This window comes from Streptomyces sp. NPDC007863 (assembly GCF_040633895.1).
In the GTDB taxonomy this organism is placed as follows: Bacteria; Actinomycetota; Actinomycetes; order Streptomycetales; family Streptomycetaceae; genus Streptomyces.
In genome coordinates this window covers 579,466-602,537 of sequence record NZ_JBEYEI010000001.1, presented here as the reverse complement: position 1 = coordinate 602,537, position 23,072 = coordinate 579,466, and the positions used below count along the sequence as shown (strand labels likewise).

The following is a 23,072-nucleotide window of genomic DNA, read 5'->3' as shown; positions in this document are numbered from 1 at the left end:
TGTTCAGCCGAAGGCCGCTTCCGTGTACGGCGGATACCGAACCGAGTGATCAAGTACGACGCACCGTTCGACGGCACACGTTAAAGATCAAGCTAGGGCCTGTTGTGAAAGTCCTGGTCGCGTGCGGTCTGGCGTCCATGCGGGGCGTCGTTGTCAGTGGTGCTGTGCATGATCGGCGCGTCAGCTTTTCGCGGAGATAGGGAAGTGCCATGCCGATCACAAACCAGCAGGTAGCGGGACACGCATTCCTGCGGCAGATGTACGACGACTCGTACTTCCCTGATCACGTGGTCGACCAGGGGAAGGCGATTCTGCTGCGGCTGTGCGAGCGCATCGAGGCCGAGCGGCCGTCGGACCTGGAGAGCTTGTATGCACTCACCCAGGCTGCGACGGAGGAGTTCAACCTGCTGGACAGAGAGTTCGTGGCGGCCGGAAGCGGGATCGAGACGGTGGCGCGGGAGTGGATCTGTGACGAGTTCTGCTTCGTCGCGTCGGCATACGAGTTCACGGAAGCGGATGCAGAGGAGCTGACCGCCGGCCGGGACTGGTGAACCAGGACGGGAGGGCTACCTCCGTTCAAAGCCACTCGTTGATGGCCGCGACGAGCACCGTCGCCTCGTAGCGGACGGCGAGCTTGTCGTACCGGGTGGCGACGGCGCGATGTCTCTTGAGTCGGTTGATCCCGCACTCGACCGCATGGCGTTCGCGGTAGTCGGCCGGGTCGAAGTACGGCGGCCGCCCGCCGCGTGAGCCGAGCTTCCGGCGGTTGCGCGCTTGATCGGCCTTATCCGGGATGGTGCAGCGGATCCCGCGTCGCCGCAGGTAGGCGCGGTTCCTGCGGGAGGCGTACGCCCTGTCGGCCCGCACGCGGTGGGGCCGGACACGTGGCCGGCCGGGACCGATGCGGGGCACGCGGACCTTCTCCAGCACGGGTTCGAACTGCGGCGAGTCCCCGCGCTGTCCTGCCGTCACCACGATCGACATGGGCTTCTGACCTTGCTCGACGGCCAGGTGGAGCTTGGTGGTGAACCCGCCGCGCGACCGTCCCAGCCCATGATCATGGGGCTCGGTGAAGATGCCGCCCGGTGGTTCCTTCTGCAGGTCACCCTGCCTTCGGGCCCCGGCCGCGTGCTGATGGGCGCGGCAGACCGTGGAATCGACGCTCAGGTCCCAGACGATCGCGCCCTTCGCGTCGGCCAGGGACTGGAGCCGGGTGAGGATCCGCTGCCAGGTGCCATTGCGCTGCCAGCGGCGGAACAGGTCGTAGACCCGGTGCCACGGCCCGTACTCGACTGGGATGTCCCGCCACGGAACTCCGGTCCGAACCCGGAACCGTATGCCGTCGATCAGCTGCCGCCGAGGCCAGACAGGTGGCCGTCCCGCCCTGGCGCCCTTCGGCAACAGCGGTTCCAGCACCGCCCACTGCTCGTCCGTGAGATCTCCCCGCCCCATGAACCGTGATCATTCATAGCCCCAAGATCCACTTTTGACACACGGCCTAGCGGTCTCCCTGCCGTTCGGCGGACCGCTCAGAGGCGTGTTCGACCAGGCCATCGCCAACGGCCGCGCGGGCGACGACTGAGCAGTGATCGCCGAGCAGCAGCCGCGCTGACACCACTGCTCGTACGGTCCACGACGCGCGATGCCCAGCCCTGGGCAGGGCAGGGCAGTCCGCATGGCGCCCGCACCACACCCCACCGCCGACCAGCAGCGCGCAACCGGCGGAAGCTCGGTTCCCGCGGCAGCCGCCGCGCCTCGAACCGGTCAACTCTCGCCAGGGCCATGCGGTCGAGCGCGGGATCAACCGTCTCAAGAGACAAGTTGGCAGTCCGTTTCGAGGCGGCCGTGCTCGTCGCTGCGATCAACGCATGGCTATGACCCCGCCTCGCGCGTCATCACGTACATGTTGCCGATGTCCGGGTCGCCGTACATGAAGAACAGCACCAGCCCATCGTGCCGATCGCGGTCCACGTAGAAGGACCACGAGTACGTCGACGGGGGCTCCACAGCCGAGGGGTCAGTCCCCGCCGTCACAGGAAGACGCCTCTCGACTCGCGTGCGGGTCGTCAGCGCGAGCCGGACGACCTGTCCGCCTTCGTCGTCGACCAGTTGCCAGGTTCCCGTACCGGAGAGGCGCCAGCCTTCCTCGAAGTCGAAGTCGTGCCCGTCGAGCCTTTCGAGAAGCGCCGTTCCGTCTTTGCGCAGCGCCACGCGGGTCCCCTCCACGTTCTCCCAGCCCCCGGCGACTTCGGCCGCCGTGGCGTCGTGGAGCCCGGTTCCCTCGTAGTACTGATAGGGGCCGGCACACGCGGTCAGAACAGCCGATACCACGATCAAGACGCCGAGGGCCGCTCCCCGCATGCGCCCTCCACTTCCGCCCGCCACCAGGACCTCCCACCGTCAGCCCGTATCGGCCAACCGACAGGAGAGGCCGTAGAGCGACACCTTGCCAGATTTATTGAACGCGTTCAACAAAGCAGCCGCCTGGGTGGCATCCGCCTCCGCAGCCCAGACCTCCCGCGCTGCCGCAACCGTCGACAAGGACCGTGAACGGCGGTGGCCGGCACCCGCGGTTCGACCCGGTCGACCACCGCGAGCGTCACGCGGTGGGGTGCGGGATCAACCGCCTCAAGGGACACCGCGCGGTCGCCCCGCGATACGGCCGGCTCGCGGTCCGCCGCGAGGCGACCGTCCTCGTCACGGTCATCAACGAGTGCCCGTGACCCTCGGCCGTCAACTGCCGGGGTCCACGTTCCACGGCTCCGGCAGATCGCCGCCGCAGAAGACGCAGACGAAGTCGTTCTCGCGCACGATGTTGTGTTCCTGGCAGCCGAGGCACCGGCGGAACACCACCTCGTGGGTGAAGCCGGAGGGCCGTTCGAGGCCTATGTCGTCCAGAGCACGAGCGACTGCCGACCATGAGGCGACGTCGGGGCAGTATCCGGTGGACTGGTTGCTGACCTCGCTCACAGTCCACCGGTCCCCCTCGCGCGCGAAGCCCATCTCGCCGGCACTCAGAACCATGGCTCCGCCGGCACAGGCCACGTGCTCGCTCCGCCGCGGCGCCGGCCGAAGCACACCGTCCGCGCCGACGACGAAGGTGAACGGCTCGGCGAGCTCCGCCGCCGATCGCTCGGCGATCCAGCCGTGGAAGTCGGCCGCCGAGCCGATTCGGCGCCCGACGCCGCCGGGCCGGACCGCAGCCTTCAGCTCGACCGGTCCGACGTACCGGTAACTCCGCCCCCGCGCACTCACGGCAGCCAACCTAGAGCACTCCCGACGTACGCCCGCGAGTTCTTGGGCGTCCCGGCCGGCGGGGCACCCCGCCCGGCCTCCACGAAGCACTCACCGGCCTCGGTGGAAGGCGCCTCGCGGTCCGCGCCCATCAGGGCACCGGCATCACCGTGCGCACTACCGTCCGCACCCCTCTTGCCACCACCGCGAACAGCCCGCGCACTACCAGCCGTACGAAGGCGCGTCCGTGCTCATGCCGGGTCGGGCATACTTGCGACGCGGTGGGCCGGCGGGAACGGTGGGGCCGATGTCGGGGCCCCGGGCCCGCGCAACTACACCGAGTCAACAGGGGAGTTCGATGATGACCCGCGGCATCGGGCCGGGAGTCCGGCTCGCTCAGGGACGTTTCCTGATCGGTGAGCTGCTCGGCAGGGGCGGGATGGCAGCGGTCTACCGGGCACACGACGATGCCCTGGGCCGGACGGTCGCGATCAAGACCATGACGACCGTGCCAGGCGGCGATCCGGCCGGGCGGGAACGCTTCCGCCGCGAAGCGCGCGCGGCCGCCGCTCTCAGCCACGCTCACGTGGTGGCGGTGCATGACGTGCTCGAGGAGGACGTGGCCGGCGTGCGTGTGCCGTACTTGGTGATGGAGTACGTCCGGGGAAGGCCACTGAGCCACTACGTGCCCCCCAACCCCGGCGGGCTGCCGCTGGCCGAGGCCCTGCGGTTCGTCTCCGAGATCCTGGATGCCCTGGCTGCGAGCCATGCCGCCGGGCTGGTGCACCGTGACGTGAAGCCGGCCAATGTGATGGTCACCGAGGCCGGCTCGGTGAAGGTCATGGACTTCGGGATCGCACGAGCCCTGGACGCGCAGGCCACCGCCCTGACCGGCACCGGCTTCATCGTGGGGACGCCGCACTACATGGCCCCGGAGCAGTTCACGGCCGGCAGTCCCGTCGACCCGCGCTGCGATCTCTACGCCGTCGGTGTCATTCTCTTCCAACTCCTCACCGGAAAGCTGCCGTTCGACGCGGAATCCGGGTTCCAGATCGGCTACCAGCACGTCAACGCCGAACCGCCCGCACTCAGCTCGCTGGGCGTCCAGGTGCCCGGAGAAGTGCAGGCCTTGCTGACACGGGCGCTGGCGAAGAGTCCGCAGGACCGCTTCCCGGACGCCCGGAGCATGCGCGCACAGATCCTGCAGGTCGCCGGGGGCGACACGGCCGCCGTCGACACCCCGGACGGACGACACGTTGCCACGGTCCTCGACCGCGCACCTCACGGCGGGGCACGCCCGCCCGCTTCGGCCGGGTCCGGCTCGGGCGCCGACATCCCTCATGACCCGCCCCCCTCTCCGCTCGCCGGCCTGCCGACCCAGCCTCGGCTCGACCCGGTCGTACCGTCCTACGCGCCGGACCGGCGCCCCGTGCCCGTCGTTCCGCCGCCCTCAGCGCCGGGCGAGGTGACACGCCGCCTGAAGAGGGGGCTCGGCCACCCGATCATGTGGCTGCTCGCCCTCACCCCGCCGGCCGCCTACGCGTTGGTCCTGGGCAAGTTCGACGATCTGTTGACGACGGGCCATCTGGAGCCCGCCATCATGGCGAACCTCCTCGCGGACGTCCCAGGCTGGGCCGTGGACGACTGGTGGCGGACTCCGACGTACGCGGTGCTGCTGTGCGCCCTGGCCCCGCTCCTGTACTTCCGCTCTCGTCTCGGCGGCACCTCCGGCGCCGCTGCCGTGCGGGCCTGGACGGTGGCAGCGGGGTGCTACTGGCTGGCGGTGTGCGCCGTCTGGGGGCTGCACTTCGCCCAGTTCACCGTCCTGGACGACGCCATCGAACCGATCGTCCACCAGTACACCGCCCACTCGGCCGTCCGCGTCATGGGGATCCATCCCGCCTCTGCCATGCTCCCGGTGACCATCGCGTGTGCCTGCGCGACCCCCGTCGTGCTGTTCCGGACCGCGCTGCGGATCCGCTGGGCGTGGCGAGCGGCACCCCTCGCAAGCCTTCCCCCGGACCGTCCGGCGGCGGCTCGAAGGTAGGCGCTCAGCGTCGTGGCGACAGCGATCGGGCCGTTCGCGTTGTCCCGGTGGTGCCGGGGCCCCTGGAGGTCGCCGGATCGACTACCTCGTCGTCGACCGGCCTGCCACGCCTGCCGATCCGCCCTCACCCATGAGGGGCGGAGCGTTCCTTTCCACAGACATACGTTTGATCGCCAAGCCGGCGACGGCCAGAATCATCTGACGCAACGACAGACCGTCGCGTCGATGGTCTGGTGAGCAACGGACAACGGGGAGTACGTCTTGAGGTTTCGCATGGGTTCGAGTGCGGCACTGATCGTGGCGCTGGCAACCCTCGCCACCGGCTGCGGAGGCACCGGCTCCGGCACGGCGCCGGCCAAGCAGCCCACCGGCGACAGCGCCGAGAAGGAAGCGGGTTCGGGTTCGGGCGGCCCGGCGGTCGACGAGGCCGACTTCGACACCGTCTTCGACACCGAGGAGAGGTTCGAGCAGGCACTGCCCGACCCGGCGTCGATGGCCGGGTGGACGCCGCGAAGCGCCGGCGCGGAGATCGAGGAAGCGCCCGAACCCGCCGCGAACTGCGGTCCGGACGCGGACTGGTACTGCGCCAGGATCGCGCGCGGCGAGGCGGACTTCGAGGCGGCCGGCGAGGAGGCCCAGTTCGACCTGACGGCCTTCGCGGACAAGAGCGCCGCCCAGGACGCCTGCCGCAAGGAAAAGAACTGGTCGGCCAAGTACACCAAGGCTCAGGTGTCCCCGATTCCCGGCGTCGACAGCTACGCCTACTACCGCAACGCCGGCGGCCTGGACGGACTCAACGTCTTCATGTGCACGGGCACGGTCGTCGCCCAGGTGCTGCTGGAAGGGGACGGCAGCACCCTGGACACCGGCACCGCCCATTCCCTGGCCCAGCTCTTCGCCCCTCGGATCCACAAGGCAGCGGCGGCGTCCTGAACCATCGCGGGGACGTCCACCGGGATCACCGTCCGCCGATGTCAGCGCGGTGAACTCGAAGCCGTGCCCGACCCCACGTCACGGGCGCTGCGGAGGGACAGCGGCGCCCTTGCCGCCGACCGGCAGATCCACCGCCGCCCGCCGCCCCGGACGTACCGGCTCGGCGACGGACGCCGATCAGTCGACGACCGCCGTGGCCTCCACCTCCACGAGCAGGCGGGGGTCGGCCAGCGCCGCGACCCCGATCCCGGTCAGCGGCGGGGCGGGCAGGGGCCCCAGCCTCGCGGACGCCCGCTCGACGCCTTCGACGAACAGGGGCATCTTGTCGGGCGCCCAGTCGACCGCGTAGACGGTCAGCTTCGCGACCTGGGCGAAGGAGGCACCGACTTCGGCGAGAGCCGCGGCGACGTTGAGGTAGCACTGCTCCACCTGTGCCGCGAGGTCGCCCTCGCCGACCAGTGCCCCGTCGGCGTCCCAGGCGACCTGTCCGGCGACGAAGACCAGTCTCGACCCCGTCGCCACCGCCGCCTGCCGGTAGAGGTCCACCTTGACCAGCCCCGCCGGATCCACCAGTTCGATGGCCATGTCCGCTCCCTTCCGTGGTGAGGACCCACGGCCGTACTCCCGCCGCAGCGGGCGGCCGGTGGTCCCTTGTGGTGACTCGGTAACCGTAGGAGAGTGGCCACTGACGTGGAAGAACGCACTTTTCGGTGACAGGGGAACCTCTTGGTGACCAAGCAGCTCAACGACGCTCACGACGACGCGGATCTCAGGCGCGCGGACTCCCTGGCACGCGAGATCTTCTCGGACGTCGCCAACAAATGGGCGCTGCTGATCATCGAGGCCGTCGGCGAGCGGACCCTGCGCTTCACGCAACTGCGCGACACCGTGGAGGGCATCAGCCACAAGATGCTCACCCAGAACCTGCGGATGCTGGAACGCAACGGCCTCGTCGTGCGCACCGTCCACCCCACCGTCCCGCCCCGGGTCGAGTACTCCCTCACCGAGCCGGGCCAAGCCCTGCGCGCGACCGTGGACGTCATGTGCGACTGGACCCAGCGGCACCTCGGCCACATCGAGGCGGCTCGCCACCGCTTCGACGCCTGACCGCCGCAGGTAGACGAAGCAGGAGACAGGCCCGCCCGGGCCCGGGAGAGCCTGGCGTCCTGTCCCGATCACTCCCCACGGGCCGTCGCCGGTACGCCCTCCGCTGTCCGCCACGTCCTTGACGGCCGGCACAGGCTCAGTGATCACAGACGGGCACATTCGGCATCAACGGCTGCGGGCTCAGATCCGACCCGAACGATCGACGCGCTCGCGCGCGTCCGGGCGCAGGCCCACTCCCGGGCGCCGCCGGCCGGGCTGAACCTGACCACCGCCTCGGCACATCTGCAGACCCTCAAGCAGGCCGGCTTCGTCGCCACCCGACGCGAGGGTGTGCGCATCCACTACCGCCTCGCCGGCGACGACGTCGCCCAGCTGCTCGCCCTGCTGCGCAAGGTCGCCGACCACCACCAGGCCGCCGTCCCCGCCGCCCGCGACGCTTACCTCGGCGAGGACACCACCGCCGAGCTCGACCGCGAGGAGCTGCAGGCCCGGATCGCCACCGGGGACGTGGTCGTCCACGACGTCCGCGCCATACGCCTCAACGACGGCATGCTGGAGTGGCGCCTGTCGGAGCTACCCGTCGATGCCGCGGACCCGGCGTGACCGGCCCCGGCACCGCCCTCCCGCCTCACCCGCGTGAGGCCGGCCCACCGGACCCCCGGACCCCCCGTACCCGCCGACACGCCCGCGCGTCCCACACCTCCACCACCCGGCCCGGCCACCGGCGAGCCGAAGCGCATCGTCCACGTGCAGACGCGCGGCGGGACGGCATGCTCGGCCTCGCCCTGCACCCCGCCGCCACCCACACCCTCGGCACCGCCGTACGCGGCGACCACGGTGACCACCCGGTGACCACCCGGACGGCACGACCCAGGCCGCTCCACCGGCGGAGGCCGTACCGCAGCCCATCCGGTCCAGCTGCTCGGCTTCGGGCTCTGGCTCTCGTCGTTCCTCGGGGCGCAGCCGCCCGCTCGCGGCGCCGGGCCGTCACCCGCTTGCCGGACATCACGTTGCGGCTACTGTCGTATTAAGGCCACATGTACACCCTCTTGCCTCCCGCGCTCACCTGGTGAGGGGAAGGGGGCGTACGGAAGGAGCCCCCCATGACCCGCACATTGCGTGGCGCGATAGCCCTGGCCGGAGCGGCGGCCCTGTCCCTGGGCGCGGTCTCGGTCAGCGGCGCTTCCCAGCCGGGCGCGCCTTCCGCGCAGCAGGGCGAGGTGAAGATCGGCCTGCTGCTCCCGGAGAGCAAGACCACGCGCTACGAGAAGTTCGACCGGCCGTACATCGAGCAGAAGATCAAGGAACTGGCGCCCGACGCGCAGATCGACTACTACAACGCCGCCGAAAGCGCCACGACCCAGCAACAGCAGGTCAACACCGCCCTCGCCAAGGGCAACAAGGTGCTGATCCTGGACGCCGTGGACTCCAAGTCCATCCAGTCCTCCGTACAGAAGGCCCGTGACGCGGGCGTCAAGGTCGTCGCGTACGACCGCCTCGCGCAGGGCCCCGTCGACGCCTACGTCTCGTACGACAACCGCAAGGTCGGCGAGTTGCAGGGCAAGGCGCTCCTCGACGCGCTCGGCGACAAGGCCGAGACCGGTCAGATCGTGATGCACAACGGTTCGCCCACCGACCCCAACGCCGCCGAGTTCAAGGCAGGTGCGCACTCCGTCCTCGACGGCAAGGTGAAGATCGGCAAGGAGTACGACACCCCCAACTGGGACCCGAACAACGCCAACCAGCAGATGTCGGGCGCGATCAGCGCACTGGGCAAGGAGAACATCGTCGGCGTGTACTCGGCCAACGACGGACTCGCCGCCGGCATCGCCACCGCCCTCAAGGCAGCGGGTATCAACGTGCCGTTGACCGGTCAGGACGCCCAACTCGACGCCATCCAGCGGATCCTGCTCGGCACCCAGACCATCACGGTCGAGAAGCCGTACAAGCCGGAGGCCGACATCGCCGCCACCATGGCCGTCGATCTCGCCGAGGGCAAGGAGCTCCCGAAGGACCTGGTGCCCCTCACGGTCACCAGTGGCAGCGGCGAGAAGGTCCCGGCCAACCTGCTCACGCCGGTCGTGGTGGACAAGGACAACATCAAGGACACGGTCGTCAAGGACGGCCTGTACACGGTCCAGGAAATCTGCACCCCCGCCTACGCGGACGCCTGCCGAGAGGCCGGTCTGGAGTAGGCCCGATCCGGAACAGACCGGCTCGAACAGACCGGCTGGAACGGACCGGCTCGAACAGGCCGGTCCGCAGCGGACGGCCGAGCAACGCGACGGGGGCCGGGCAGGAGGCGGTTGACCGTGCCGGAAACACCTGTGCTCAGTCTGCGGGGGATCTCCAAGAGGTTCGGCGCCGTGCAGGCCCTCTCGGAGTTCGACCTGGAGGTCCACGCCGGTGAGGTCGTCGCCCTGGTCGGCGACAACGGCGCCGGCAAGTCGACCGCAGTGAAGGCCATCGCCGGGGTGAACCCGCCGGACGAGGGCGTCATCGCCTGGGAAGGCCGCCAGGTCACCATCAACCGGCCCCACGACGCCCAGAACCTCGGGATCGCCACCGTCTACCAGGACCTGGCGCTCTGCGACAACCTCGACGTCGTCGGCAACCTCTTCCTCGGCCGCGAGCTGAAGAGCTGGGGCGTGCTCGACGAGGTCGGCATGGAGCAGCGCTCGCGCGAACTGCTCGACACCCTCTCCATCCGCATCCCCAGCGTCCGGATCCCCGTCGCCTCCCTCTCCGGCGGTCAGCGCCAGACCGTGGCCATCGCCCGCTCCCTGATCGGCGAACCGAAGGTCGTCATCCTGGACGAGCCCACCGCCGCGCTCGGCGTGGAGCAGACCGCCGAGGTCCTCGACCTGGTCGAGCGGCTCCGCGACCACGGTCTCGGGACCATCCTGATCAGCCACAACATGGTCGACGTCATGGCGGTCGCGGACCGGATCGCCGTGCTGCGCCTCGGCAGGAACAACGGCTTCTTCGACAGACGCGCCACCACCACCGAGGAGATCATCTCCGCCATCACCGGGGCCAGCGACAGCGCGGTCACCCGCCGCCAGGCCCGTAAGCGGGAGGAGGAGCGATGAGGCGCGACCGAGGCCGCCACGACCCCTCCGCCGCGGGCGGCGGACCGGGCGACGGCGCCGCCCAGGAGCCGGCCCATGACGCCGTTCCCGCCGTCGACACGCGGCTGATCGTCCGGGAGGAGGGCTTCAAGGGATACCTCGGCGAGTTCAAGCGCAAGATGCGCAGCGGCGAGCTGGGCTCGCTGCCGGTGGTCGTCGCCGTGATCATCATCTGGACGGTCTTCGGCACCCTGGACAGCGCGTTCCTGTCGGCGCAGAACCTCTCCGACCTGAGCCAGCAGATCGTCGGCACGGGCATGATCGCGATCGGCATCGTCTTCGTCCTGCTGCTCGGCGAGATCGACCTGTCCGTCGGCTCCGTCAGCGGCCTGTGCGCCGCGATCTTCGCCGTGCTCAACGTGCTGAACGGCATGAACGAGTGGCTGGCCCTGCTGGTCGCCCTGGCCGGCGGAGCCGCCGTCGGCCTCATCCACGGCTTCTTCTTCGCCAAGGTCGGCGTGCCCGCCTTCGTCGTCACCCTGGCGGGCAACCTGGCCTGGAACGGACTGATGCTCCAGGTCCTCGGCACCAGCGGCACGGTCAACATCCCGAGCGAGTCCGTCGTCTCCGAGCTGTACTCGACGATCTTCCACAGCCCGGCCGCCGCCTATGGGACCGCCGCCGTCGGCGTCGCGCTCTTCCTGGCCTCCTCGCTCCTCGACGCCCGGCGCCGCCAACGCGCCCGGGTGCCGTTCCGGCCGATCGCCGAGATCGTGATCCGTACGGCCGTGATCGCGGCCATCGCCTTCGCCGCGGCCGCCATCCTCAACCAGTACCAGGGGCTGCCGCTGGCGCTCCTCATCTTCCTGATCCTGCTGGTCGTCCTCGACTTCGTGCTGCGCCGCACCTCCTACGGGCGGCAGATCTTCGCCGTCGGCGGCAACATCGAGGGCGCGCGCCGGGCGGGCATCAGCGTTCCGTTCGTCCGGATGACCGTCTTCTCGATCGCCGGCACCATGGCGGCGGTCGGCGGCATCTTCCTGGCCGGGCAGATCCAGTCCGCGAGCCAGACGTCCGGCGGCGGCAATCTACTGATGAACGTCATCGCCGCCGCCGTCATCGGCGGCACCAGCCTGTTCGGCGGGCGCGGCTCGGTCTGGTCGGCCCTGCTCGGCGCGCTGGTGATCGGCTCGATCCAGTCGGGCATGAACATCATGGGCGTCAGCAACGCCGTCCAGTTCATGATCACGGGTTCGGTCCTGCTGGCCGCCGTGGTCGTCGACTCCCTGTCCCGCCGCAGCCAGAAGGCCGCCGGACGCGCCTGAGGATCCGCCGTCTCGACGGCCTCGTCTCGCACGCCTGCTCCAGGTGCGCGCCGGCGAGGACGCCGTCGGGAGTCGTGGACCGGGTCGTTGCCGTCTACCGCCGTTCCCACTCGGTCCGGGTGAGTTCGTACTCGACCTCACCGTGCTCGGAGCCCTCGATCGCCTCCGGCCAGTCCCCGGTGAAGTTCCGGAGGAAGGACAGGCCCGACTTCTCCATGACACGGCGGGAACGCGTGTTGACGGCCATCGTGTTCGCCGTGACCCGCTCGACCTCCAGGTCCGTGAACCCCTTGTCGATCAGGGCCCGGGCGCCTTCGGTGGCGTAGCCGTGCCCCCACGCCGCCTGGTTCAGGCGGTAGCCGAGTTCGACCACGGCGGGGCTGTGGTCCTCCAGCGGCCGGAACTCGAACCAGCCCAGGAAGGTGCCGGTGGTCTTCTCCTGCGCGGCCCAGTATCCGCGGGTCCCCCAACACGGGTAGTCGTGCAGGAGCCGCGGCAGGGTCCGCGTCTCGATCGCCTCGCGGTCGGCGGGACGGCCACCGTTGATGAAGCGCATGACCTCCGGGTCGTCGTCCAAGGCGAGCAGGTCGTCAATGTCGGCCGTCGTGAACGCGCGCAGGAAAAGTCGGTCGGTCTCCAGGAAGTTGGTCATGCCGCGATCCTCACCACGGGCCGGCCGGTCCCGCCACCGGATTTCCGGCCGCCGGCGGTCGGCGGCGCTCATGCCGCTCGGGCTGCGGATCGCTCGACCAGAAGGTCCCGCTCGAAGCCGGGCCCGGGTCGGACCGGTGCGACGGGGCGGGTTGCGTTCCCGGCCCGCCACCACTGCCGGCGGAGTCCACCGGCTTGAACACCGATGCGGCTCGGGGCCGCCGACGGCGTGGGGGTCCGTGGCGTCGTGTCCGTCCTGGTCCGGGGGCATGACCCCACGACCGTTCACCGTCGCCGACGTGACCCGGTCCGACCTGCTCAAGGTCTTCCTCCGGTCCGACGAGGAGCTCGCCGACGAGGTCCGCCGCAACGTCGTCGGCCACCTGTTCCCGCTCTCGCGGGACCGGATCGAGATCAGCGTCGAGGCGGGCGTCGTGACCCTGACCGGCGACGTGCGCGACAGCACCCTCGTCCCGCTCGCGGAGCGTCTGACCCGGGCCGTCGAGGGTGTGGTGGACGTCCGGTGCGCCCTCACCCTCGCCACCGGGGCGTGAACCCGGTGGCCCGTCCCCGTGCGGGGCGCCGGCCAGCCGCGCATGCTCGAAGCATGTCCGAGGTGACGACCACCGACCTGTACGAGGTCACGATGGCGCTCTCGTACCTGCGGGAGGACATGCGGGCACCGGCGACGTTCAGCCTGTTCGTACGGGACCTTCCGCGGGAGCGGGGCTTCCTGGTCGCCGCCGGTCTGGAGCCGGCCCTGGACTACCTGGCCGGGTTCCGGGTGGGCCGTGCGGACGTGGAGGCGTTCGCGAGGGCGTTGCGGCGTCCCGTGGCGGACCTCGACCCCCTACGGGGCCTCACCTTCGACGGCGAGGTGCGGGCCGTTCCGGAAGGCAGGATCGTCCTCGCCGGCGAGCCGCTCCTGGAGGTCACCGCGCCGCTGCCGCAGGCCCAGCTGGTGGAGACGTACCTGCTGTCCCTGCTCTGCCACCAGACGGCGGTCGCCTCGAAGGCGGCCCGCTGCGTGCAGGCCGCCGCGGGACGCCCTCTGGTGGACTTCTCGCTCCGCCGGGCCCACGGTCCGGGGGCCGGCGTGCAGGCGGCCCGGCTGTGCGCCCTGGTCGGATTCGCCGGCACCAGCAACGTCGCCGCCGCCTGCCGGTACGGCATCCCGGCGGCCGGCACGATGGCCCACTCGTACGTGGAGTGCTTCCCCTCGGAGGAACGGGCGTTCCGCGCGTTCGCCCGCACCCATCCCGGCCCGGTGACGTTCCTGGTCGACACCTACGACACCGGGCGCGGGGTCGCCACGGCGGCCCGCGTGTTCGCGGACCTCGGGCTCGCCGAGGGGTGCGCGATCCGCCTCGACAGCGGCGACCTGGGAGCGCTGGCCCGCCGGGCCCGGGCCGTCCTCGACGCGGCGGGCCTCGCGGACGTCCGGATCATCGCGAGCGGGGGCCTGGACGAGTACGGGGTGGACCGGCTCGTACGGGACGGCGCCCCGATCGACGCCTACGCGGTCGGGACGAAGGTCGGCACGGCCGCCGACGCGCCGTATCTGGACGCCGCGTACAAGCTGGTCGAGTACGACGGCCGGCCCGTCATGAAGCTGTCGTCCGCCAAGGTCACCTCGCCCGGCCCGAAACAGGTCTTCCGGGGACCGGGGCTGCGCGACGTGATCGCACTGGCGAACGAGGCAGCGCCCGAGGGGACGGAGCCGCTGCTGAGGACCGTGATGCGCGGCGGACTGCGCACCGGGCCTCCGGACACCCTCACGGCGGCCCGGGCCCGCTTCGAGGCGGACCTGGCCGCACTGCCGGAGGCGGCGCGCGCCCTCGACTCCCCGGTCGCCCCCGTCCCTCCGATGTCGACCCGCCTGACGGCGCTGACGGCCGTGGTCCGCCACCGGATCACCATCCGGTCGACGGCGACGCCCTAGCGGAAGGGACGGCCGATGGCCTGGATCGTGACCCCGCTGGGTGCCCTCCTGGTCCTCGTCATCCTCCGGGACGTCTTCCACACGCTGTGGCATCCGACCCGGCACGGCGGCCTGAGCAGACTCGTCATGCGGACCGTCTGGCGTCTGTCGGCCCATCGCGGTTCGCGTGGCCGGCCGGCCGGACTCGCCGGGCCCCTCGGCATGGTCGTGGTCGTCGCCGTATGGGCCCTGACCGTGGCCCTGGGGTGGGGGCTCGTCTACTGGCCCCACATGCCGGACGACTTCTCGTACGCCTCCGGTCTCACCCCGGACCAGCACGCCGGACCCGTGGACGCCCTGTACGTCTCCCTGGTCACCCTGGCCACGCTCGGCCTCGGCGACATCGCTCCGGCCACGGGATGGCTGCGCGTGCTGGCCCCGATGGAGGCCCTCGTGGGCTTCGTGCTGCTGTCCGCGACCGTGGCGTGGATCCTCGGCGTCTACCCGGCCCTCGCCCGCCGCAGAACCCTCGCCCTGCGCCTCTCCCACCTGCGCCGCGGCGCGACCACCACCCGGTCCCTCGACACCGGCGGCGGCGCGGCGGTCCTCGACGGACTGGCCTCCGCGCTGGCCACCGTCACCGTCGACTTCATGCAGTACGCCGAGTCCTACTACTTCCACGACGCCGACGAGAACACCGCCCTCCCCGGGCAGCTCGGCTACGCGCTGGCCCTGGCCGAACGGGCGGCGGACGCGGACCATCCCGACGTGCGGCTCTCCGCGACGGTCCTGGACAGGGCGCTGGAGGACCTCGCCGTCGTGCTCGACGAGCGTTTCCTGCGCACGGGCGGAAGCCCCGGACAGGTCTTCGCCGCCTGCGCCCGCGACCACGGGCACCCCGAGGCGCCGGGCGGCCCTCCCCGTCGAAACGGACGATCCTGAGAGGTGGGGGCACTGGATCCGTGCACGGAAGGTGAACGGCGATGAGGCACCGCAGCGTGACCGAGCCGATGACACCCACGGCCGTCGAGACCTCCAATACAGGGACGTGACGACATGAACGGCTCCCACACCCTCTCCCCGCCCGTCCGGGTGACGGCGGCCCTCGACACCCCGCTCTCCCGCTGGCTGTGGCTGGTCAAATGGATCCTCGCGATCCCGCACTGGATCGTGCTGTTCTTCCTGTGGATCGCCTTCCTGGTCGTGACGGTGATCGCCTTCTTCGCGATCCTGTTCACCGAGCGGTACCCACGGCCCCTGTTCGACTTCGGCCTCGGCGTCCTGCGCTGGTCGTGGCGGGTCTCGTACTACTCCTACGGGGCGCTCGGCACCGACCGGTACCCGCCCTTCAGCCTGGGCGAGGAGCCCGGCTACCCGGCCCGGCTGGACATCGCCTACCCGGAGCGGCTGTCCCGCGCACAGGTGCTGGTCAAGTGGTGGCTGCTGGCCATCCCGCACTATCTGATCCTGGCGTTCTTCACCGGCGGCATGCGCGCCGGCTGGTGGAGCGGCGGCCTGATCACCCTGCTCGCGGTCATCGCCGGCTTCGCCCTCGCCTTCACCTCGCGCTACCCCCGGGACCTGTTCGACCTGGTCGTCGGCCTCAACCGCTGGGTGCTGCGCGTCGCCGCCTACGCGAGTCTCATGACGGACGTCTATCCCCCGTTCCGCCTCGACCAGGGCGGCAGCGAACCGACGTCCCTGGAGAAGTCCCTCTGACGGTGCCACCGGGCGCGCCGCACCCCGTGTCGGAGCGGAGCGGCGTCGGCGAGGGCGGCGGTGCGGCACGGTTAGAAGGCGAGGCCCGCGCGCAGCAGGAAGGCGACGCCCGCGCCCAGCGGAGGGCCGGGCAGGGCGGGCGCCGGACCGATGAGATGCGGACGTCGGCACCTGCGGCCAGAGTGGGGTAGGACCTTTTCCATCGAGGTGGTCCCCTTGGTACGGCATGCTTGAGATGAGACGAACCGATGCGAGGGCTCTCGTGACGTCGGAGTGATCGATGTTCCGCAGACGGCCGGCCGACAGCAGCGAGGATCTCCTGGTCCGGCTCGGGTCGCTGACGGCGAGGGCCCGGGAGCTGGCCGAGACACAGCGTTCCCGTGTCGAGCTCGCGGTGGCCCTGCAGCGAGGCATGCTGCCCTCGGACCTTCCCCGTTTCCCGGGCGCCCGGCTGGCCGTGCGCTACGAGCCCGCCAATCACGGGCTCAACGTCGGCGGTGACTGGTACGACGCCTTCCCCCTGCCCGGCGGGCGGATCGGCATGTCCATCGGTGACGTGCAGGGGCACAACATCGAGGCGGCCGCCTTCATGGGACAGGTCCGCGTGGGGTTGCGCGCGCTGGCCTCCGTCACCGGAGACCCTGGAGAGCTGCTCGGTCGTACCAACGACCTGTTGATCTCTCTGGGCGCGGACCTCTTCGCCACCTGCACCTTCCTTCGGCTCGACCCCGTCGCCGGCACCCTGGAGTGCGCCCGCGCCGGTCACATCCCGCACATCTGGGCCACCATCGACGGCCGCTCCGGCATCGACGACGGCGAGGGCGGGCCTCCGCTCGGTGTGCTCCGCGGCGTCGCCTACCAGACCACGTTCCAGCGGCTCACCGTCGGCGGCGTCTTCGTCCTCCTGACCGACGGGGTGGTCGAGGGGCCCTCGCTCCACCTCGACGACGGCCTGGACCAGGTGATGCGGCTCGCCGGGATCACCGCCATCGCCGGCCTGGGAGTCGACGCGCTCGCCACCGCCGTGATGAAGCTGGCGGCCACGGTGGGGCACGAGGACGACGCCGCCGTCCTGGTCGTCGGACATGACGGCGGACCGGGCGGGTCGCCGGCCGAGGGATGAAGAGGGGGCGTCGCTGGTCGGTCGCCTCCCGGAGGGATATCCGTGGGCCTCCGGCGCATGATCCGGCCGGAGCGGACGGGAACCGCCGGGTCTGCTGGGTTCGCTGGGTCTGCTGGGTCCGTTGCGTCCGCCGGGTCCGTTGCGTCCGCTGGGTCCGTTGCGTCCGCTGGGTCCGCCGTTGGGTCCGCCGGGGTCCCGGCGCACCGCGCCGGATCTCGGAGCGGTTCGGGCTCGTGCCGTACCGTAGCGGCCCGACACGCAGGGGTCCTTGCCCGGCCGTGGCGGCCCGGCCGGTGTCTGATGGCTGACGTGTTGGTCACTCGGCAGTTCCGAAGGTTTACGGAGGCGGCCCTGGCGTCGCTGGCCGTGGCGGCTTGCTACTACGCGGCCGGGCGGCTCGGCCTGCTGGGACGCCTCGTCGTCGAAAGCGTGGTCGTCACCCCCATCTGGCCGCCCACCGGCGTCGCCGTCGCCGCCCTGCTGCTGCTCGGCGCGCGGGTCTGGCCCGGGATCGCCCTCGGCTCCTTCCTCATCATCGCCTCCCTCACCACCCCGGGGCCCACCACTCTGGTGACCGTGGCCGGCAGCACCATCGCGCCGCTCTGCTCCTTCCTGCTGCTGAGACGGGTCGGCTTCCGGCTCGACATGGCGCGGCTGCGGGACGGAGTCGCCCTGGTCTTCCTCGGTGGGTTCGGCGCGATGCTGATCAGCGCGACCGCGGGGGTCGGGCTGCAGGTGGCGACGGGTTCCCTGCACAGGAGCGAGTTCTGGGCCGTCTGGCTGGCCTGGTGGGTGGGCGACACGATGGGGGTGCTGCTCGTCGCCCCGCTCCTGCTCGTCCTCGGGAGGCCGGACGGACGGTTCCGGCTGCGGCGCTGGAAGGAGGCCGCCTTGCTGGGGCTGGCGACCCTGGTCCTCATGCCCCTGGCCGTCCTCAGCCCGATGAGCATGCTGTTCCTCGTCTTCCCCCTGCTGATCTGGGCAGCGCTCCGCTTCCAGCTCGCCGGAAGCGTGCTGTGCGCACTCTTCGCATCCGTGCTCACCACCTTCGAGGCGACCTCCGGGCGGGGCGCGTTCCTGCATCTGTCGGACGTCGAGATCATGGTCAAGCTCCAGGCCTTCAACGGCTCCGCCGCCCTGACCGCCCTGCTCCTCGCCGCCGTCATCACCGAGCAGCGCGCGACCCGCCGGTCGGTGCGCCGCGCCTGCGAGGAACTGGCGGAGGTCCTGGAGCACCTCGCGGCGGGCGATCCCCCGCCGGGTCCGCCCGGCACCGCCGGCACGCCCGGGAGCAGGGCGGACCCGCTCGGCGGACACCGGGATCCGTGAGCGCCCGCGCCCCCTCGCCCCACGCCGAGCCGGTCCGCGGGACCCCGGTCGCCGAGGGCGGCTGTACGCGGCCACGACGGAGCGGCCTGCGGGGACGGGGCGGGGAACCGGGCGGGGCGGCACCCGACCCGTCGCGGGCGGCCTCGACGCGGCGTCCGCCGGACTGGCGGAGCCGGGCGACATCATCCGGGTCCGATAGGGACGCCCACGAGGACGGCATCCTCGGACTGCCCGCCACGCTGATTTCCGTACTCCGGGACCGACGGGCCGACCTCGTGGGATGGACTTCGGCCCCAACGGCCCCAACATGGGCGGCATGGGCGGCATGGGCGGAACCCTGTCCCCCACGCCGGCCTCGTCCCGGGTGCCGGGCGTCGGCACGTCGCGTGCGGTCCTGGGAAGCCCGACAGCACGCTGACCTGCGACAATCGTCCGCGTGGCGGCTGATGGTCGCTGGCGGTGCTTGAATGGGCTGTCGTTCCTGGTCTTGCAAGGAGAAGTGCTGTGCCCCTGGTGTCGGTCGTCATGCCCGTGTACAACTCCGCGGCGACCCTTGGCTCGGCCGTACGGTCGGTGCTCACGCAGACCCACGTCGACCTGGAGCTGCTGGTCACCGACGACCAGTCCTCCGACGGTTCCATGGATCTGCTCCGCGAGTTCGCCGAGCAGGACGAGCGCGTCCTGCCGCAGTCGGCGCCCGAGCGGGGCGGTGCCGGCCGGGCCCGCAATCTCGCGATCTCGCGTGCCCGAGGCGACTACGTCGCCTTCCTCGACAGTGACGACATGTGGCTTCCCGAGAAGACCGAGAAGCAGCTCGCCTTCGCCGCCGAGGGCACCGCGCCGCTGACGTTCACCTCGTACTTCAAGATGGACGCCGACCACGCCGGCGAGAGCACCGACTGGGTCCCGAACGGCCGGGTGATCCGCGCGCGCGGACACGTCGACTACCGCGCGATGCTCGTCCGGGACTACATCGGTGCCCTCACCGCCATGTACGACCGCCGGATCCTGGGCACGAGGCTGATGCCGGAGATGCGCAAGCGCCAGGACTACGCCCTGTGGCTGTCGATCATGCGGGACGGCGCGGACGCCCGCGGCCTGGCCGAGCCGCTCGCGGTGTACCGGGCCCATCAGGCGAACTCCCTGTCCTCGAACAAGGCGTCCTTGATCAAGTACAACTGGGAGCTGTACCGCGAACACGAGCACCTGTCGGTCCCCCGGTCGGCACGGGCGCTCGCCGGCGCCACGTGGCAGTCGCTGCGCAACTCCCGGATCTGAGGGGTGTCTGAGCACCTGATCATCCGGTGGGTTCACGGAGCCTGAGGACCAGGGAAGCCAGGACGTTCCCATTTGGTCGCGGGCGCCGGCCGCGTGCTGGTTAGCTCGGACGACCGTGGAACCGACGGCTGCGGTCCATGCGATCCGGCGCGGCTCACCGGTCCGCGGCCGTCAACTCGCTTCGGCCCGCCGCGGGATCAATCGTCAGAGACCTCGCGGTGCGACGTGGGAGCGGTGCTTTCCACGAACCGGCTCAGCCGATAGGTGCTCTGCTCCACCGGGCGTCGACACAGCGTGTCCATCCGGAGGAGCGATTCGTCGATCCCCTCCTCCCGAAGACGCCGCAGGTGCGCACGCAACTCTGCTTGGTCCTTTGTCTCAAGGACTACTTCCCACTGTCCGGCGTCCGACGCGGTGCGAGCAGCCAGCCGCTGCCGCCCTGCCTCTTGCCGCCGCTTCCTCTTCCCCTGTCCTGGCATCGACCCAGAATCGCCGGGCTCCGTCAGGACAGCAAGAACATTGCGCCGGGCTCCGCGTCTACGCTCGGTGATCACTCGTCAGACACGACCTGACGCCGTAGCAGGCAGCATTCGGCCTGCTGTGAGGGCCTGGCTGTCGACGGCTTCGGCCGCTGGCGATCATCGACCGATGAGCGCCATCGAACGCCCCCTTCCGCCCCTGAACGCCGACGAGCGCGTCACGCTCGAAAGCTGGCTCGACTTTCATCGCGTCACGCTCGCCATGAAGTGCGAGGGCCTGGACGACGAGCAGGCCGCCGTCGCATCCGTGCCGCCGTCCGGCTTCACGTTGACCGGCCTCGTCCAGCACATGGCGGAGGTGGAGCGGAATTGGTTCCGCCGCGTGTTCGCCGGAGAACAGGCCCCGCCCATCTACGATCCGGGGGCCGACCCGGACGGCCCCGACGGCGGCTTCGACGTGGCTGCGGGCGCCACCCTGCATGACGCCCTTGCCACCTGGCACGCGGAGATCGCCATCGCCCGCGAGCACTGCGCCGACCGTGCTCTGACCGATACGGGCCGCTTCATGGGCCAGGACGTCAGCCTCCGGTGGATCTACGTCCACATGATCGAGGAGTACGCCCGCCACAACGGCCACGCCGATCTGGTCCGGGAACGCATCGACGGCGCCACCGGCGCATAGCGCCGGATCAGGAAGCGTTGGCCCTGGCGACGGCACTGCGTGGTCACCGGTTGCCGCCGTAGTCGTTGCAGGGCGCCCGCCGCCTGCGGCGGGCTTCACGGTCCCCGGTCACGCCACCGGCGTTGTCGGTGCCCGGTGTTAGCGTCACGGACATGGCAAACCGTTCGTACCTCTACTCCGCAGACTCGATGCCGAACGAGGCAGAGCTCCCCCAGCGGATCCGCTGCGTTTCAGAGCACAACTGGGACATCCCCCTCGCGCACAAACTGATGGTGGGGCGCGGGACGACGATCGTCCCGTCCATGATCTGGAACCCTCCGATCGGCATCGCCGCGGAGTACGCGGGCGGGGCGGCCCTGCTGCACGACCTCCTGCGCGTGGTCGGCAAGGGCCTGGAGGGCGACGTCGAGTTCGCCGAGTGCGTGGCCAGGACCACGGCCCACCTCGAGAAGCAGCAAGCGGAGCACTTCGTTCTCGAGACCGGTGAGATCGTCTCGATGACCGATGACGATCCGGCGGCAAGCGTCCGGCGCCTGGTGTCCGAGGACATCCCCGACACCGTCGCCCGGGCCGAGGCCGCGATCTCCGGGCAGAACGACGACTGGCTGGCCTCGATACGAGCCGACTGGCAGAAGCACTTCGCGTCCTTCTACAGCGACACGCTCTACTTCTCCTTCCCCGGCTGACGGGGCTCGCGGAACGCGGCTGACGATCATCAGGGTTGAGCGTCGTCCGGCCGGTACACACGAAGTCGGGAGCGCCGCGGTCCCCCGTGCCGGACGTTCGTCGACTCCGTGTCGGCACGGCCGGGCCTGGGGTCAGGTGAGGTCGCGGTGGCGGCCCACGCCGCTGCTGAAGAGGTAGAGCGGGGGCAGGAAGGCGGCGGCGCAGACGATCCAGAGGGCGGTGTGGGCGCCGGCGCAGGTGGCGAGGAGGCCGGCGGTGAGTGCTCCGAGCGGGAGGGCGCCCCAGGAGACGAAGCGGACCGTGGCCATCACACGGGACAGGAGTTCCGGGGGCGACTGGGTCTGACGGTAGGTGCGGGTGGTGATCGAGCCGATGACGGTGCCGAAGGCGAAGCCGGCGTTGCCCAGGGCGAACCAGTACGCGTCCCCCGCCGACGTGGTGAGCGGGGCGAGCAGGAGCAGCGCGCCGCCGGCCAGGTCGGCCACGATGATGCCCCACGCGGTCCCGAGGCGTGAGGTCACGCGGACCGCGACGGCCGCGCCGGCGAGCGCGCCGACCCCGTCCATGGCGAGGACGAGACCGAGCTGTACGGAGTCGAGGCCTGCCTCGCGGACCAGGTAGAGGGGCGTGAGGGCGACCAGGGCCGCGTTGAGGAAGTTGGCGGCGGTCGCCCAGATCATGCAGGGCCGCATGACGGGGTGCTTGGTGACGTACCGCCAGCCCTCGCGCATCAGCCGGAGCGCGCTCTCGCCGGTGCGGGGCCCGGGGCGGCTCTCGGGCAGGGTGCGCAGGAGCGCGGCGGAGGCGAGGTAGCTGGCGGCGTCCACGACGAGGGCGCCGACCGGGCCGGTCGCCCCGATCAGGATGCCGCCGAGGGAGGGGCCGCCGGTGTCGGTGACGGCGTGCGTGCCGGACATGACGCTGTTGCGGGCGGCCAGCTGCCGGGCCGGGACGACGGCCGGCAGGAAGGTCGAGTTGCCGATGTCGAACAGCACCGTCGCCGCGCCGGTGGTGAGCGCCGCGAGCAGCAGGTGCGGATACGTGAGGGTGCCGAGCCACCAGGCGAGCGGCAGCGATCCGAGCGCCGCGAACCGTACGAGGTCGAGCGCGACCTGGAGCCGGCGCAGCGGTACGCGCTGCGCGACGACGCCGGCCGGGAGGCTGAGCAGCAGCCAGGAGACCTGTCCGGCGGCGGCGAGCAGGGCGACCTCGAAGGCGGTGACGTCGAGGACGGTGAGGGCGACGAGCGGCAGGGCGAGGGCGGTGACGGCGCTGCCCGCGCCGCTGACGGTGGCGGCGGCCCAGAAGCGCCAGAAGACTCCCGGCGGTGATGCCACCTGTTCCTCGACCTCGTCGTGTCGGACGAGGTGGTTGTCGTTGTCGTTGTCGTTGTCGTTGTCCGGGATCGCTCGCGTTTCGCTCATACGGCGCCCACCCCCCTGGTCTTGTTAGTCTCCTTTGGGAACTCACTCGTTCCGGGTGAGTT

At 70.9% G+C, this 23,072-nt stretch carries 23 protein-coding genes and 1 pseudogene; 18 read left to right on the top strand and 6 right to left on the bottom strand.

All coding sequences use genetic code 11. The features are described from left to right. Positions 1–209: 209 nt before the first annotated feature. Complete coding sequence (locus tag ABZ621_RS02580; protein ID WP_360599867.1) at positions 210–551, top strand: DUF5713 family protein; 342 nt, start codon at positions 210–212, stop codon at positions 549–551. A 25-nt stretch (positions 552–576) separates the two neighbouring features. On the opposite strand, the gene ABZ621_RS02575 is transcribed toward ABZ621_RS02580, so the two are convergent. Both ABZ621_RS02575 and ABZ621_RS02570 read right to left on the bottom strand, forming a co-directional pair. Then, positions 577–1,452 (bottom strand): IS5 family transposase, encoded by an 876-nt coding sequence (locus ABZ621_RS02575; protein WP_319181569.1) that lies wholly within the window; start codon positions 1,450–1,452, stop codon positions 577–579. 420 nt (positions 1,453–1,872) lie between these two features. Next, the gene (locus ABZ621_RS02570; protein WP_360599865.1) at positions 1,873–2,361 is read right to left on the bottom strand and encodes a hypothetical protein; all 489 of its coding nucleotides are present in this window, start codon (positions 2,359–2,361) and stop codon (positions 1,873–1,875) included. A gap of 185 nt (positions 2,362–2,546) precedes the next feature. On the opposite strand from ABZ621_RS02570, the gene ABZ621_RS02565 reads away from it, so the two are divergent. Continuing rightward, positions 2,547–2,723, top strand: a complete 177-nt coding sequence (locus ABZ621_RS02565) for a hypothetical protein (protein WP_360599863.1) — start codon at positions 2,547–2,549, stop codon at positions 2,721–2,723. Positions 2,724–2,733: 10 nt separating this feature from the next. Here the strand turns inward: ABZ621_RS02565 and ABZ621_RS02560 are convergent, their stop codons facing one another. Next, complete coding sequence (locus tag ABZ621_RS02560) at positions 2,734–3,255, bottom strand: hypothetical protein (RefSeq protein ID WP_360599861.1); 522 nt, start codon at positions 3,253–3,255, stop codon at positions 2,734–2,736. A gap of 337 nt (positions 3,256–3,592) precedes the next feature. Between ABZ621_RS02560 and ABZ621_RS02555 the strand changes: the two genes are divergently transcribed. After that, positions 3,593–5,281, top strand: a complete 1,689-nt coding sequence (locus ABZ621_RS02555) for a protein kinase (protein WP_360599860.1) — start codon at positions 3,593–3,595, stop codon at positions 5,279–5,281. 273 nt (positions 5,282–5,554) lie between these two features. Beyond that, positions 5,555–6,214 (top strand): hypothetical protein, encoded by a 660-nt coding sequence (locus ABZ621_RS02550; RefSeq protein WP_360599858.1) that lies wholly within the window; start codon positions 5,555–5,557, stop codon positions 6,212–6,214. Positions 6,215–6,391: 177 nt separating this feature from the next. Here ABZ621_RS02550 and ABZ621_RS02545 read toward each other — a convergent pair whose 3' ends face one another. Continuing rightward, positions 6,392–6,799: a RidA family protein gene (locus ABZ621_RS02545; RefSeq protein WP_360599856.1), complete on the bottom strand. Its 408-nt coding sequence runs from the start codon at positions 6,797–6,799 to the stop codon at positions 6,392–6,394. A 141-nt stretch (positions 6,800–6,940) separates the two neighbouring features. On the opposite strand from ABZ621_RS02545, the gene ABZ621_RS02540 reads away from it, so the two are divergent. From ABZ621_RS02540 to ABZ621_RS02520, 5 genes are all read left to right on the top strand, one after another. Then, the gene (locus ABZ621_RS02540) at positions 6,941–7,321 is read left to right on the top strand and encodes a helix-turn-helix domain-containing protein (protein WP_360599854.1); all 381 of its coding nucleotides are present in this window, start codon (positions 6,941–6,943) and stop codon (positions 7,319–7,321) included. Positions 7,322–7,651: 330 nt separating this feature from the next. Continuing rightward, a complete protein-coding gene (locus ABZ621_RS02535; protein WP_360599852.1) occupies positions 7,652–7,924 on the top strand; it encodes a hypothetical protein in 273 nt (90 codons plus the stop codon). A gap of 500 nt (positions 7,925–8,424) precedes the next feature. Next, positions 8,425–9,516 (top strand): sugar ABC transporter substrate-binding protein, encoded by a 1,092-nt coding sequence (locus ABZ621_RS02530; RefSeq protein WP_360599850.1) that lies wholly within the window; start codon positions 8,425–8,427, stop codon positions 9,514–9,516. Between the two features lie 117 nt (positions 9,517–9,633). After that, the gene (locus ABZ621_RS02525) at positions 9,634–10,413 is read left to right on the top strand and encodes an ATP-binding cassette domain-containing protein (protein WP_360599848.1); all 780 of its coding nucleotides are present in this window, start codon (positions 9,634–9,636) and stop codon (positions 10,411–10,413) included. Beyond that, positions 10,410–11,717, top strand: a complete 1,308-nt coding sequence (locus tag ABZ621_RS02520) for a sugar ABC transporter permease (protein ID WP_360599846.1) — start codon at positions 10,410–10,412, stop codon at positions 11,715–11,717. The genes ABZ621_RS02525 and ABZ621_RS02520 overlap by 4 nt, the downstream gene beginning before the upstream one ends. A 94-nt stretch (positions 11,718–11,811) precedes the next feature. On the opposite strand, the gene ABZ621_RS02515 is transcribed toward ABZ621_RS02520, so the two are convergent. Continuing rightward, entirely contained in the window at positions 11,812–12,369 is a 558-nt protein-coding gene (locus tag ABZ621_RS02515) for a GNAT family N-acetyltransferase (RefSeq protein WP_360599844.1), read from the bottom strand. Between the two features lie 298 nt (positions 12,370–12,667). On the opposite strand from ABZ621_RS02515, the pseudogene ABZ621_RS02510 reads away from it, so the two are divergent. The 9 genes and pseudogenes from ABZ621_RS02510 to ABZ621_RS02470 form a co-directional block, all read left to right on the top strand. Continuing rightward, a pseudogene (locus tag ABZ621_RS02510) lies at positions 12,668–12,922 on the top strand (BON domain-containing protein); the annotation flags it as partial. 53 nt (positions 12,923–12,975) lie between these two features. Then, entirely contained in the window at positions 12,976–14,310 is a 1,335-nt protein-coding gene (locus ABZ621_RS02505) for a nicotinate phosphoribosyltransferase (protein WP_360599842.1), read from the top strand. A gap of 15 nt (positions 14,311–14,325) precedes the next feature. After that, the gene (locus ABZ621_RS02500) at positions 14,326–15,231 is read left to right on the top strand and encodes a potassium channel family protein (protein WP_360599841.1); all 906 of its coding nucleotides are present in this window, start codon (positions 14,326–14,328) and stop codon (positions 15,229–15,231) included. Positions 15,232–15,345: 114 nt separating this feature from the next. Continuing rightward, positions 15,346–16,008: a DUF4389 domain-containing protein gene (locus tag ABZ621_RS02495; protein ID WP_360599839.1), complete on the top strand. Its 663-nt coding sequence runs from the start codon at positions 15,346–15,348 to the stop codon at positions 16,006–16,008. Between the two features lie 280 nt (positions 16,009–16,288). Then, positions 16,289–17,131, top strand: coding sequence for a PP2C family protein-serine/threonine phosphatase (locus ABZ621_RS02490; protein ID WP_360599837.1), 843 nt, complete (start codon positions 16,289–16,291; stop codon positions 17,129–17,131). A gap of 300 nt (positions 17,132–17,431) precedes the next feature. Beyond that, positions 17,432–18,460, top strand: coding sequence for an MASE1 domain-containing protein (locus tag ABZ621_RS02485; protein WP_360599835.1), 1,029 nt, complete (start codon positions 17,432–17,434; stop codon positions 18,458–18,460). Between the two features lie 504 nt (positions 18,461–18,964). Then, positions 18,965–19,738, top strand: a complete 774-nt coding sequence (locus ABZ621_RS02480) for a glycosyltransferase family 2 protein (protein ID WP_360599833.1) — start codon at positions 18,965–18,967, stop codon at positions 19,736–19,738. A gap of 648 nt (positions 19,739–20,386) precedes the next feature. Continuing rightward, positions 20,387–20,899, top strand: coding sequence for a DinB family protein (locus ABZ621_RS02475; RefSeq protein ID WP_360599831.1), 513 nt, complete (start codon positions 20,387–20,389; stop codon positions 20,897–20,899). 152 nt (positions 20,900–21,051) lie between these two features. After that, on the top strand, positions 21,052–21,585 hold the full coding sequence (locus tag ABZ621_RS02470) for a hypothetical protein (RefSeq protein ID WP_360599829.1): 534 nt from the start codon (positions 21,052–21,054) through the stop codon (positions 21,583–21,585). A gap of 132 nt (positions 21,586–21,717) precedes the next feature. Here the strand turns inward: ABZ621_RS02470 and ABZ621_RS02465 are convergent, their stop codons facing one another. Next, the gene (locus tag ABZ621_RS02465) at positions 21,718–23,010 is read right to left on the bottom strand and encodes an MFS transporter (protein WP_360599827.1); all 1,293 of its coding nucleotides are present in this window, start codon (positions 23,008–23,010) and stop codon (positions 21,718–21,720) included. Between the last annotated feature and the right edge of the window lie 62 nt (positions 23,011–23,072).